Here is an 11,969-nt window from a genome sequence, read left to right as displayed (position 1 = left end):
ACGTTGCGCGCATGAGCCTGGACCAGATCGACCGCTCCCTGCTGGACGCCCTGACCGAGGACGGCCGGGCCAGCTACGCCGCACTCGGCTCGCGCGTGGGCCTGTCCGCGCCGGCCGTGAAGCGCCGCGTCGACCGCCTCGTCGAGTCCGGCGTCATCAGCGGCTTCACCGTGGTGGTCGACCCGCACCACCGCGGCTGGACCACCGAGGCCTACGTCGAGGTGCACTGCCAGGGGACGATCTCGCCGCACGTCCTGCGCGAGGCGTTCCTGCAGGTACCGCAGGTCCACGCGGCGGCCACGGTCTCGGGCGCCGCCGACGCGATCCTGCACCTGGTCGCCGAGGACGTGCGCGACCTCGAGCAGGCGCTCGAGCAGATCCGCATCGGTGCGGCCAGCGTGAGCCAGACCGAGACCTCGATCGTGCTGTCGCGGCTCATCCACGACCGCCACGGCGTCGAGGGCTGAGCGACCTCGGCGGTCCCGCCCCGGACGGCGAGCGCGGGGTCTAGCCTGTGGCGATGGAACGAACGCGCGCGGCCTCGGTCGGAGCCGGACTCGTCGGCGCTCTCGTGTTCGTCGAGTTCGTCAGCGGGTTCCTTCAGGGGTACTACACGCCGCTGGCCAGCGACATCGCGCGCCACCTCCACGTCAACGACGCCGACGTCAACTGGTTCGAGGCGGCCCAGCTGCTGCTCTCGGCGCTGTGCGTCCCACCGCTGTCGAAGCTCGGTGACCTGATCGGGCACCAGAAGGTGCTGGTGTGGTCGGCCGTGCTGACCGCGATCGCCACGTGCGGCATCGCCTTCGCCACCACCTTCGAGGCCTACCTGGTGTTCTGGGCGCTGCAGGGCGTGTTCACGGTCTGGCTGCCCCTCGAGGTCGCGCTGATCTACCGGCGCAGCGCCGGGATGGACCAGCGCGCCGCCGCCACCCGGCGCGCGACGGGCGTCATCGTCGCGGCCCTCCAGGCCGGCGCGATCGCCGGCGCCCTGTCGGCGGGTGCGACGTCCGCCGCGTTCGACTCGCTGTGGATGGTGCTGGCGGTGCCGGGGCTGCTCACCGTCGGCGTCGTCTTCGTCATCATCGGCTTCGTCCCCGACGTCCACGAGCGCCAGTCGGGATCGCTCGACGGCGTCGGGCTGGTCCTGTTGAGCTCGAGCCTGCTGCTCGTGACCGGCGGCCTGTCCCTGGTGCGGGTGCTCGGCGTCGGCTCGCCGTGGCCCTGGATCGCGATCGCCCTCGGCGCGCTGGTCCTGGTGCCGTTCGTCGCGTACGAGCTGCAGACCGGCGACCCGATCATCGACCTGCGCGTGATGCGTCGCGCCTCGATGTGGCCGGTGCAGTTCACCGCCCTGCTGTTCGGCGTGAGCGTGCTCGGCGCGCAGATCCCGCTGTCGACCTTCGCCCAGACCGACCCCGACGTGCACGGCTACGGACTCGGCCTCAACTCCTCGACGGTGGCTCCGATCATCGGCGGCTACGTGCTCTCGATGCTGATCGGCGCCCTCGTCTTCGCCCGGGTGAGCCAGCGGTTCACGCCGCGGGCCTGCCTCATCGGCGCGGCGACCCTCGTGGGGGTCGGCTACGCCTCGCTCGTGCCGCTGCACCACTCCGTCGCCCAGATGGCGGCGTGCATGGTGGTGGCGGGGCTCGGCTCCGGCGCGCTGGTCGCCGCGCTGCCCGCCGCCGCCGCGGCCGCGGCGCCCGAGGGCCGGACCGCCGTCGCGACCGGCCTCACCAACACCACCAAGACCATCGGCGGGTCGTTCGCGTCCTGCGTCTTCGGCGTCGCCCTCGCGACGGGCGCCACGCACGCGACCGCTGCGTCCATGTCCGGCTACTACACCGTCTGGATCGTCTGCTCGGTCACGGCGTTCGTGGCCGCGATCGGACTGACGTTCGTGCCGCGGCTGGCGTTCGCCGACCCGGCCGGCATCGAGGAGGAGATCGGTCGATGAACGCCGCCGCACGCCTGGCCGAGCTGATCGCGTGTCGCACCGTCTCGGCGCCCGACGAGCGGGACGAGGCCGAGTTCGTCGCGTTCCGCGAGACGTTCGCCCGGCTCTACCCGAGCCTGCACGCGGCTCTCGAGCTGACGCAGTTCGAGGGAGGCACGCTGCTGTTCCGCTGGCCCGGACGCTCCACCGAGCGCCCCCTCGTGCTGATGGCGCACTACGACGTGGTGCCCGCCCCCGCCGAGCAATGGGAGCGCGACCCGTTCTCGGGCGCCATCGAGGACGGCTTCGTCCACGGTCGCGGCGCCCTCGACGACAAGGGCCCGCTCGTCTGCATCGCCGAGGCGGTCGAGTCGCTGCTGGCCGAGGGGTTCGAGCCCGCCCGCGACGTCTACCTCTCCTTCGGCTCCGACGAGGAGGTCTTCGGGCACGGCGCGGCCGAGGTCGTCGACCACCTCGACTCGATGGGCGTGCGCCCGTGGCTCGTGTCGGACGAGGGCGGCGCGATCGTCGACGACGGCCTGCCGGGCGTCTCGGCCACCACCGCGATGGTCGCCATCGTCGAGAAGGGCACCGTCGACGTCGGCCTGCTGGCGCGCGGCGGGGGAGGGCACGCGTCCACCCCGTCGAAGAACGGCGCCACGGCGCGCCTGGCCCGGGCCATCGTGCGGATCGACCGGCACCCGGCCACGCCGCACCTGTCCGAGCCGGTCCTGCAGATGCTCGAGGCCCTCGCCGGCCTGGTGCCCAAGCCCGTGGCGCCCGTGCTCGCGCACGCCCGCCGCGCGAACCGTCCCGTGGCCGAGCTGCTGGCCCGGCTGGGCAAGGAGACCGGCGCGATGGTCCGCACGACGATGGCGGTGACCCAGCTCAGCGGCAGCCCGGCGCGCAACGTGCTGGCCACCGAGGCGCGCGCCAACGTCAACGTGCGGCTGGCCGTGGGGGACACCCGCGAGCAGCTGCGCGCCCGCCTCGAGAGGCTGTTCCGCGGTCTCGACGTCGAGGTGGAGCGGATGGACGGCGAGGACCCGCCTCCGGTGTCGCGCACCGACAACGACGCCTGGCGCGCGCTGGGGGAGGCCGTGAAGGCCCTCGGTCCCGACATCGCCGTCGTCCCGTACGTGCAGACCGGCGGCACCGACTCCCGGCACTTCACGCGGATCAGCGACTCGGTCTACCGGTTCGCGCCGCTGCACATGACCCGGGCGCAGCGCGACTCGATCCACGCGCCGAACGAGAAGGTCGCGATCGACACGCTCGAGCGGGGCGCGGCCTTCCACCGCGCGCTCATCACCGGGATGGACTGAAGCCGCTAGGGTCGCGTCATGGCCGTCGATCCCACCGGTGCCGACCTCAAGCGGTTCCTCGCCGAGGACCCCGGAGGTCCTGTCGTGATGCTCAACCTGCTGCAGTTCCGCGAGGACGGCGTCTCCTCCTACCGCGAGTACACGACCCGCATCGGGCCGTTCCTGGAGAGGGTCGGCGGCGAGGTCGTCTACGCCGGCGACCTCGCGACGGCGCTGGTCGCACCCGAGGGCTGGGCGTGGGACGCGGTGCTGCTCGTGCGCTACCCGTCGCGCGCCGCGTTCAGCCAGATGGTGGCCGATCCGGAGTACCAGCAGATCACCGGCCTGCGCACCGCGGCGCTCGACGAGGCCGTCCTGCAGGCGGGCCTTCCCTGGCCGATTTGAGTCCGGCACCCCTTTCGACGTAGACTTGTGTGTCGGCCTTGTCGGGCCGTATCCCCATGCCCTCCGGCAGCCCGTGAACGGGCGGGGAGACGTGCGTGCCAGGTCGAACAGTCGATACGAAGAAGTTGAGGTGTATGGCGAAAAAAGAAGGCGTCATCGAGATGGAGGGTGCGGTCGTCGAGGCCCTGCCCAACGCGATGTTCCGAGTCGAGCTGGCCAACGGCCACAAGGTCCTCGCGCACATCAGCGGCAAGATGCGCCAGCACTACATCCGGATCCTCCCCGAGGACCGTGTCGTGGTGGAACTCTCGCCGTACGACCTCAGCCGCGGACGCATCGTCTACCGCTACAAGTGACAACTACACATCCCCCACGTTCAGTTCGTACCGAAGAGAGAGCTTCTCGATGAAGGTCAACCCGAGCGTGAAGAAGATCTGTGACAAGTGCAAGGTGATCCGTCGCCACGGCCGCGTCATGGTGATCTGCGAGAACCCGCGCCACAAGCAGCGCCAGGGCTGAGCAGCAACCTTCTTCAACGCAGCACCCTGAACATCTGACGGCTCATCCGGGCCCCGCCACCAGGCGGAGTCCCCGGGTGTCACCTCCGGCGCAGAGGCCGGAGCTCGATCGAGGCGATCGAGGTGCCCCAGGTGACGACACCTCTGCTTAACCGAAAGGAACTGCCAGCACATGGCACGCCTCGTCGGAGTGGATCTGCCGCGCGAAAAGCGCGTGGTGATCGGACTCACGTACATCTTCGGGATCGGCCGCACGCGTGCGGTCGAGGCCCTCGCCGCCACCGGCATCGACCCCAACACCCGCGTTCACGAGCTGAACGACGACCAGCTCGTCGCGCTCCGTGACCACATCGAGGCGAACTACCAGGTCGAGGGTGACCTGCGCCGCGAGGTCACGGCGGACATCCGCCGCAAGATGGAGATCGGCTCCTACCAGGGCCGCCGTCACCGTGCGCACCTGCCCGTTCGCGGCCAGCGCACCAAGACCAACGCGCGCACCCGCAAGGGCCCCAAGCGCACCGTCGCCGGAAAGAAGAAGTGAGGTAGCCGATGCCCCCCAAGAACTCCGGTGCCAAGAAGGTGCGCCGCAAGGAGAAGAAGAACGTCGTTCAGGGCGAGGCCCACATCAAGAGCACGTTCAACAACACGCACGTGACGATCACCGACCCCAGCGGTGCGGTGATCGCGTGGGCCTCCGGCGGAACCGTCGGCTTCAAGGGCTCGCGCAAGTCGACTCCGTACGCCGCCGGCATGGCCGCCGAGGCCGCCGGACGTCAGGCGATGGACCACGGCATGAAGAAGGTCGACGTCTTCGTCAAGGGCCCCGGCTCGGGACGCGAGACGGCGATCCGGTCGCTCAGCGGCGTCGGCCTCGAGGTCGGCACCATCTCTGACGTGACCCCCAGCCCGCACAACGGCTGCCGTCCGCCCAAGCACCGTCGTCTCTGACGCGTCGTCGACTTTTCTTCAAGGAGTAATCAACCATGGCCCGTTACACCGGACCTCTCACCAAGAAGTCGCGCCGCTACGGCGTCGACCTCGTCGGTGGGGACAAGGCCTTCGAGCGCCGTCCGTACGCGCCCGGCCAGCACGGCCGCACCCGCGTCAAGGAGTCGGAGTACCGCACCCAGCTGCAGGAGAAGCAGAAGGCGCGCTACACCTACGGCGTCCTCGAGAAGCAGTTCCGCAAGTACTACGAGCTGGCCTCGCGCCGTCCCGGCAAGACCGGTGACAACCTGCTCAGCCTGCTCGAGAGCCGTCTCGACAACGTCGTCTACCGTGCCGGCCTGGCCCGCACGCGTCGTCACGCCCGCCAGCTGGTGACCCACGGTCACTTCCTGGTCAACGGCGTCAAGACGAACATCCCGTCCTTCCAGGTCAGCAAGCACGACATCATCGATGTCAAGGCCAAGAGCCTGGAGACGACGCCGTTCATCGTGGCGCGCGAGACGCACGACTCCGACACCGTGCCCGGCTGGCTCGACGTGTCGCCCGAGCGTGGCCGCATCCTGGTTCACCAGAACCCGGTCCGCGAGCAGATCACCGTTCCGATCCAGGAGCAGCTGATCGTCGAGTTCTACTCGAAGATCTGATCCTCCACCTCTGTCCACCAACCCGGCCCTCATATAGCGGTGGGTCCGGAAAGGAAGAAACACCATGCTGATCGCCCAGCGCCCCGTCCTGTCCGAAGAGGTCGTCGACGAGTTCCGTTCGCGGTTCGTCATCGAGCCCCTCGAGCCCGGCTTCGGCTACACCCTCGGCAACTCGCTGCGTCGCACGCTGCTGTCGTCGATCCCGGGTGCGGCCGTCACCTCGATCAAGATCGACGGTGTCCTCCACGAGTTCTCGACCATCGAGGGCGTCACCGAGGACGTCACCGAGATCATCCTCAACCTGAAGAACCTCGTGGTCTCCTCGACCATCGACGAGCCCGTCGTGATGTACCTGCGCGCCGATGAGGCCGGTGACGTCACCGCCGCCGCCATCACGCCGCCGGCCGGTGTGGAGGTCCACAACCCGGACCTGCACGTCGCCACCCTGAACGACAAGGGCCGCCTCGAGATCGAGCTGGTCGTCGAGCGTGGCCGCGGCTACGTCTCGGCCGTCCAGAACAAGACCGGCGACGAGGAGATCGGCCGCATGCCGGTCGACTCGATCTACAGCCCGGTCCTGAAGGTCACCTACAAGGTCGAGGCCACCCGAGTCGAGCAGCGCACCGACTTCGACAAGCTGATCATCGACGTCGAGACCAAGGCCTCGATCCTGCCGCGCGACGCGATCGCGTCGGCCGGGTCCACCCTGGTCGAGCTGTTCGGTCTGGCCCGTGAGCTCAACGTCGAGGCCGAGGGCATCGACATCGGCCCGTCGCCGGTCGACGAGCAGCTGGCCGCCGACCTGGCGCTGGCGATCGAGGACCTGGACTTCACGGTTCGCTCGTACAACTGCCTCAAGCGCGAGGGCATCCACACCGTGGGTGAGCTCATCACGCGCAGCGAGCAGGACCTGCTGGACATCCGCAACTTCGGTTCGAAGTCGATCGACGAGGTCAAGGCCAAGCTCGCCGAGCTCGGTCTGTCGCTCAAGGACAGCCCGTCGGGCTTCGATCCCTCCGCCGTCATCGACAACTTCGACGAGGACGCCGGTTTCGCCGAGGACGAGCAGTACTGAGCTGCTCTGACACCACTGATTCAGGAGTAACGACATGCCCACCCCCACCAAGGGTCCTCGCCTCGGCGGCAGCCCCTCGCACCAGCGGCTGATCCTGGCCAACCTGGCCCAGAGCCTGTTCGAGCACGGCCGCATCACGACGACCGAGGCCAAGGCCAAGCGTCTGCGTCCGTACGCCGAGCACCTCATCACGAAGGCCAAGACCGACACGGTGGCCAACCGCCGCCAGGTCGTCAAGGTCATCCGTGACAAGGGCGTCCTGCACACGCTCTTCACCGAGATCGGCCCGGCCATGGCCACCCGCCCGGGCGGCTACACGCGCATCACGAAGATCGGTCCGCGCAAGGGCGACAACGCCCCCATGGCCGTCATCGAGATCGTGGAGACCAAGGAGTTCGACGCCAGCGCGCCGAAGGCCCCGCGTGCCGAGGCCGCCCCGGCGGTCGAGGAGGCCCCGGTCGAGGAGGCCGCGACCGACGAGGCCACCGAGGCTCCGGCCGAGGAGACCACCGAGGCTCCCGCCGACGAGGCCGTCGCCGAGGAGGCCCCCGAGGCCTCCGAGGACGAGACCAAGTAACACCTCCGCACGAAGCGCCCACCCCGCACGGGGTGGGCGCTTCGTCGTTCCCGGGAGCCTGCGGGGGCGGTGAGCTGTCAACCGAACCTGCTGGGGCGCGGTGAGCCATCAACCGCATCGAGGGTCCATGCGGTTGACAGCTCACCGCCTCCGCGCGGGAAGGGTTGACCACTCACCGCTCTGCCAGCCCGCCGATGCCGGGGAGGCGGGGGTTTCGGGATATGCTCGCGCGTGGCCCCTCGCGCATGAGGTGGCTCATTGCTTTCGGGGAAGGTCCATCCATGACGCTGCGTCTGCGCCGTCCACTCACTCTCGTCGTCCCGGTCGTGACGTCGCTCGCCCTCGCCGGCGGCGCGATGACCGCGGTCGCCCAGACCGAGCCCGCGGCCGGGGCGCCGCTCAACACCACCGATGCGCCCCAGCCGGCGCGCGGCATCATCGTGAAGCTCGCCGACGACGCGGACACCGAGGTCGGTGACCTCACCGACGAGGTCGCTGCCGAGCTGCCCGACGGCGTCGGGGTCGCGAACTCGACCGAGGGCGCGAGCGACCTCGGCGTGCTCGACCTGTCGACGCAGGTGGACGCCACCGACCTCGACGACGCGATCGAGCAGCTGGAGGACAACCCGGCCGTCGAGTGGGCCGTGCCCAACGGCGTGCGCCTGCCGTCGGCCACCGCCAACGATCCGCAGTACACCAACGGTCGCCTGTGGAACCTGACCGGCACGTGGGGCGTCCACGCGAACCGCGCCTGGGACATCACGACCGGCTCGCCGAGCGTGCGCGTCGGCGTGCTGGACACCGGCGCGCTGATGGGTCACCCCGACCTCTCCGGCCAGTTCGTCGCCGGTCGCGACTTCGTCGACGACGAGTACGACTGCATGAACGCCTCGTGCTCGCGGTACGCGTACCGCCGCACGTACATCAGCGCCAACGACCGCAGCAGCTGGGACGCCGACCCGTCCGATCCCGGCGACGGCCGCACCAGCAGCGCGCTGTGCGAGTACATGGGCCCGGACAACAGCACGTGGCACGGCACGCACGTGGCCGGCACGATCGCCGCGAAGCGCAACAACGGCATCGGCGTCGTCGGCATCGCCCCGACCGTGAAGATCCAGCCCGTCCGCGTCCTGGGCCGCTGCGGCGGCACCGACTGGGACATCGCCATGGGCATCCTGTGGGCCTCGGGCGCCAACGTGACCGCGTACGACGGTCGCCGCCACGGCACCGTGCCGGTCAACCGCACCCCGTCGAAGGTCATCAACCTCTCGCTCGGCGGATACGTCCCCAACACCACGCAGGTGCGTCAGCTCTGCCAGTTCTACGGTCAGATCGCCTCGATCGCCCGCAAGCGTGGCTCGACGATCGTGGCCGCGGCCGGCAACAACGGCTCCAACCACGCCTACAACGTCCCGTCGGTCTGCCCCGGCTTCATCGCGGTCGCCGCCACGGACACCAACGGCAACCGCGCCTCGTTCTCGAACTACGGCCGCGGCATCGACGTCGCGGCTCCCGGCGTGAACATCATGTCCACGTACAACAACGGACCGCAGGCGCCGGGCAGCCACACGTACGCCGCGAACCAGGGCACCAGCATGGCCACGCCCGCCGTGGCCGCGACGGCCGCGTTGGCGTACTCGGTCGGCATCACGAACCCCGACGTCGTGGAGCGGGTCCTCAAGGCCACGGCTCGTCGTTCCGCCAACTGCACGGCCGCGCAGTGCGGCTCCGGTGTGGTCAGCGCCTACAACGTGCTGATGGCCAAGGCCCCCACGAGCGCCCCGCGCATCAGCGGCGCCGCCCGTGTTGGTCGCACCCTCCGCGCGACCACCGGATCGTGGCGCAACGGCGCGACCGTGCGCCTGACCTGGTACCGCGGCTCGAAGGTCGTCCGCTACGGCACGACCTACCGCGTGACGAAGGCCGACCTCGGCAAGCGCGTCACCGTGCGGGCCACCGCCACCAACGGCTCGCGCGCGATCTTCCACCAGCGCTCGGTCGTGGTGAAGTCGAAGCCGAAGATGGCGTTCTCGATGCCGTCGAAGTTCAGCAAGTCCAAGAAGGTCAAGCTGCGGGTCAAGATCAAGGCCCCCTACGTGCGCGCCACCGGCACGATCCGGGTCTACGACGGCAACAAGCGCATCGCCGTCAAGAAGATCTACTCCAAGAACAAGGGCAAGGTCACGATCACGCTGCCCAAGATCAAAAAGAAGGGCAAGCACCGCATCCGGGTGATCTACTCCGGCAGCACGAAGGTGAGCGCCACGAAGAAGAGCAAGGTCGTGCGCGTCCGCTGATCCTCGTGTGATGCGAGGGGATGGTGTGACGCACGGGGCCTGCCCTATCCTGCTGAGGTCGTTCCCGTCGGGGGGAACCACCTCGAGACAGGACACCCTGTGCGTCGCACCCTCGCCCTCACCGCCCTGCCCCTGCTCCTGGTCGCCTCGGCGCTCGTGAGCACGGCGGCCTCCGCCCAGCCATCCGAGCCGGCGGGGGTCGAGAGCCCCGCGGCGAAGCAGCCGCCGCGCGTCGCGCGCGGCCTGATCGTCAAGGCCACGACCGCCACGACGGCGCGCCGGTCGTCGCTCGCGCGGTCGGCCGAGGCTCGCCTGCCCGGTGCCGACATCGGCTCGACGCGCGCCGCGCCGGCCGGTCTGTCGGTGCTGGAGCTCGATCAGCCGGTGCCCGTCGAGGATCTCGGCCCGGCCATCGACGCGCTCTCGGCCCGCGCCGACGTCGAGTGGGTCGCGCCCGACACGTTGCGCACGATCTCGAGCGCACCGCCCGTCTCCGTGAACGACCCGGACTTCCTCACGCAGGGCAACCTCTGGGACACCACGCGGGACGACGGCGGCTACACGACGAAGGCGCCGTCGCTCTGGCGCGCGACCCGTGGCAGTGCCTCCACCGTCGTCGCCGTCGTCGACACCGGCCTCGCGGCGCACCCCGACCTGGCCGGCCAGACGGTCGCCGGGTACGACTTCGTCGACGACGAGTGCACGCCGGACGAGCTCGGCGACTGCTACTACGACGGCACCTACATCAACGCCGGCGACGGTGACGGCTGGGACGCCGACCCCTCCGACCCCGGCGACTGGCTGGACGAGGACCTCGTCGCCGCCTGCTACGGCGACTCGATCGGCGACGACGACCCGGCCTGGTACACCCAGGACAGCACGTGGCACGGCACGCACGTGGCCGGCACGGTCGCCGCCAAGGCCGACAACGGCATCGGCGTGGCCGGCCTGGCGCCGGGCGTGAAGGTGCAGCCGGTCCGTGTGCTGGGGCACTGCGGTGGCTGGGACACCGACATCCTCTTCGGCATCCTGTGGGCGGCGGGCTACGACCTGAGCGAGTACGACGTGCCGGTCAACCGCACGCCGGCGCAGGTCATCAACCTCTCGCTCGGCGGCGAGTACGAGGACTCCGCGGAAGTGGAGGCGGTCTGCGCGGTCTACAGCGAGGTCGCCGGTCTCGCCCGGGACGCCGGCGCCACGCTGGTGGCCGCCGCGGGCAACGCGTCCGGCCCGACGATCTTCCCCGTCTCGCAGAGCGTGCCGGCTGCGTGCGACGGCTACGTGAGCGTCGTCGCCACGAGCGACACCGGACACCGCGCCTGGTACTCCACGGCCGGCGTCGGCTCGGACCTCGCGGCCGCCGGCGGCGACCAGAACATCCTGCCGTCGCGTGAGGACCGCGGCATCCGCTCGACGCTCAACGACGGTGAGAAGGAGCCGGGCGAGCCCTCGTACGGCTGGTACCAGGGCACGAGCATGGCCGCCCCGGCGGTCTCGGCCGGCGCGGCGCTGCTCTACTCGCTCGGCGTCACTGATCCCGCTCGGGTCGAGGCGCAGCTGAAGGCGGCGGTGCAGCCGTTCTCCGACGTCCCGCAGGAGCCGAAGATCCTCCTCGGCGGTGTCGAGCGCACCGTGGCCTCAGTCAACTGCGAGTCCTCGAGCGAGGACGCGGGCTACTGCGGCGCGGGCATCCTCGACCTGTCGAAGGTCACGGCACCGCTCGGCGCGCCGCTGCTCTCGGGCACGCGGGCGCCCGGGGGAGTGCTGCGCGCGACCTCGCGCGGCCTGACGAACTCCGGCGGCACGTCGGCGATCTCGTGGTGGCGCGGGTCCACGCGCGTGGGCACGGGCGCGACGTACCGGATCACGGCGGCCGACCTCGGCCGCACCCTGACGGTGCGTGACACGGTCGCGTCGGGCAGCTTCGCCGGGATCTTCCGGACGGCCACCGTCTCGGTGCCCGCGACGAAGGCCCGCTCGCGGGTGGCGATGTCGGTGGCGTCGAGCCTCAAGCGCACGAAGCGTGCGCGCCTCGTCGTGCGGGTGTCCGCGCCGCTGGTGCGGCCCACCGGCACGATCCGGGTCTACGACGGCCGCAAGCGGATCGCGACGAAGCGCCTGTACGCCTCGAGCGGCGGCAAGGTCGCGATTCTGCTGCCGAAGATCACGAAGAAGGGCAAGCACCGGATCCGCGTGGTCTACTCCGGCGACGCCCAGGTGACGTCGGGCCAGGTCAGCAAGGTCGTGCGGGTCCGCTGACCC

Annotated in this window: 13 protein-coding genes; all 13 read left to right on the top strand. The window is 70.2% G+C overall.

The window, feature by feature from the left end; translation table 11 throughout:
• The first annotated feature begins 11 nt into the window (after positions 1-11).
• The 13 genes from O3S82_RS14295 to O3S82_RS14235 all read left to right on the top strand — a co-directional run bounded on the left by O3S82_RS14295 (position 12) and on the right by O3S82_RS14235 (position 11,966).
• Complete coding sequence (locus O3S82_RS14295; RefSeq protein ID WP_179422774.1) at positions 12-467, top strand: Lrp/AsnC family transcriptional regulator; 456 nt, start codon at positions 12-14, stop codon at positions 465-467.
• A 53-nt stretch (positions 468-520) separates the two neighbouring features.
• Positions 521-1,960: an MFS transporter gene (locus tag O3S82_RS14290; RefSeq protein WP_179422776.1), complete on the top strand. Its 1,440-nt coding sequence runs from the start codon at positions 521-523 to the stop codon at positions 1,958-1,960.
• Entirely contained in the window at positions 1,957-3,264 is a 1,308-nt protein-coding gene (locus tag O3S82_RS14285) for a M20/M25/M40 family metallo-hydrolase (protein WP_269303716.1), read from the top strand. The genes O3S82_RS14290 and O3S82_RS14285 overlap by 4 nt, the downstream gene beginning before the upstream one ends.
• An 18-nt stretch (positions 3,265-3,282) precedes the next feature.
• Complete coding sequence (locus O3S82_RS14280; RefSeq protein ID WP_269303714.1) at positions 3,283-3,648, top strand: DUF1330 domain-containing protein; 366 nt, start codon at positions 3,283-3,285, stop codon at positions 3,646-3,648.
• A gap of 134 nt (positions 3,649-3,782) precedes the next feature.
• Positions 3,783-4,004 carry a translation initiation factor IF-1 gene (gene infA / locus O3S82_RS14275; protein WP_007078610.1) on the top strand — a complete coding sequence of 74 codons (222 nt, stop codon included), beginning with the start codon at positions 3,783-3,785 and terminating at the stop codon, positions 4,002-4,004.
• A 49-nt stretch (positions 4,005-4,053) separates the two neighbouring features.
• Positions 4,054-4,167 carry a 50S ribosomal protein L36 gene (gene rpmJ / locus O3S82_RS14270; RefSeq protein WP_008361054.1) on the top strand — a complete coding sequence of 38 codons (114 nt, stop codon included), beginning with the start codon at positions 4,054-4,056 and terminating at the stop codon, positions 4,165-4,167.
• Positions 4,168-4,338: 171 nt separating this feature from the next.
• Positions 4,339-4,707, top strand: coding sequence for a 30S ribosomal protein S13 (gene rpsM, locus O3S82_RS14265; RefSeq protein WP_179422782.1), 369 nt, complete (start codon positions 4,339-4,341; stop codon positions 4,705-4,707).
• Positions 4,708-4,715: 8 nt separating this feature from the next.
• Positions 4,716-5,114, top strand: a complete 399-nt coding sequence (gene rpsK / locus O3S82_RS14260; RefSeq protein WP_078699099.1) for a 30S ribosomal protein S11 — start codon at positions 4,716-4,718, stop codon at positions 5,112-5,114.
• Between the two features lie 35 nt (positions 5,115-5,149).
• Entirely contained in the window at positions 5,150-5,758 is a 609-nt protein-coding gene (gene rpsD, locus O3S82_RS14255) for a 30S ribosomal protein S4 (RefSeq protein ID WP_179422784.1), read from the top strand.
• Between the two features lie 64 nt (positions 5,759-5,822).
• Complete coding sequence (locus O3S82_RS14250) at positions 5,823-6,833, top strand: DNA-directed RNA polymerase subunit alpha (RefSeq protein WP_179422786.1); 1,011 nt, start codon at positions 5,823-5,825, stop codon at positions 6,831-6,833.
• Between the two features lie 34 nt (positions 6,834-6,867).
• Positions 6,868-7,410, top strand: coding sequence for a 50S ribosomal protein L17 (rplQ, locus tag O3S82_RS14245; RefSeq protein ID WP_269303699.1), 543 nt, complete (start codon positions 6,868-6,870; stop codon positions 7,408-7,410).
• A gap of 281 nt (positions 7,411-7,691) precedes the next feature.
• On the top strand, positions 7,692-9,707 hold the full coding sequence (locus tag O3S82_RS14240) for a S8 family serine peptidase (protein ID WP_269303697.1): 2,016 nt from the start codon (positions 7,692-7,694) through the stop codon (positions 9,705-9,707).
• Positions 9,708-9,806: 99 nt separating this feature from the next.
• A complete protein-coding gene (locus O3S82_RS14235; protein ID WP_269303696.1) occupies positions 9,807-11,966 on the top strand; it encodes a S8 family serine peptidase in 2,160 nt (719 codons plus the stop codon).
• Positions 11,967-11,969: the final 3 nt, after the last annotated feature.

The sequence above is a fragment of the Aeromicrobium sp. HA genome, assembly GCF_027171405.1.
Classification (GTDB): domain Bacteria; phylum Actinomycetota; class Actinomycetes; order Propionibacteriales; family Nocardioidaceae; genus Aeromicrobium; species Aeromicrobium tamlense.
Note: the sequence above shows the minus strand (reverse complement) of the source record. Positions and strands in the feature narration are given on the sequence as shown.

Coding starts and splice junctions, on each gene's coding strand:
- rplQ (WP_269303699.1), top strand. CDS start 6,868: ATGCCCACCCCCACCAAGGGTCCTCGCCTCGGCGGCAGCCCCTCGCAC.
- rpsD (WP_179422784.1), top strand. CDS start 5,150: ATGGCCCGTTACACCGGACCTCTCACCAAGAAGTCGCGCCGCTACGGC.
- O3S82_RS14280 (WP_269303714.1), top strand. CDS start 3,283: ATGGCCGTCGATCCCACCGGTGCCGACCTCAAGCGGTTCCTCGCCGAG.
- rpmJ (WP_008361054.1), top strand. CDS start 4,054: ATGAAGGTCAACCCGAGCGTGAAGAAGATCTGTGACAAGTGCAAGGTG.
- infA (WP_007078610.1), top strand. CDS start 3,783: ATGGCGAAAAAAGAAGGCGTCATCGAGATGGAGGGTGCGGTCGTCGAG.
- O3S82_RS14250 (WP_179422786.1), top strand. CDS start 5,823: ATGCTGATCGCCCAGCGCCCCGTCCTGTCCGAAGAGGTCGTCGACGAG.
- O3S82_RS14290 (WP_179422776.1), top strand. CDS start 521: ATGGAACGAACGCGCGCGGCCTCGGTCGGAGCCGGACTCGTCGGCGCT.
- rpsK (WP_078699099.1), top strand. CDS start 4,716: ATGCCCCCCAAGAACTCCGGTGCCAAGAAGGTGCGCCGCAAGGAGAAG.
- O3S82_RS14285 (WP_269303716.1), top strand. CDS start 1,957: ATGAACGCCGCCGCACGCCTGGCCGAGCTGATCGCGTGTCGCACCGTC.
- O3S82_RS14295 (WP_179422774.1), top strand. CDS start 12: ATGAGCCTGGACCAGATCGACCGCTCCCTGCTGGACGCCCTGACCGAG.
- rpsM (WP_179422782.1), top strand. CDS start 4,339: ATGGCACGCCTCGTCGGAGTGGATCTGCCGCGCGAAAAGCGCGTGGTG.
- O3S82_RS14240 (WP_269303697.1), top strand. CDS start 7,692: ATGACGCTGCGTCTGCGCCGTCCACTCACTCTCGTCGTCCCGGTCGTG.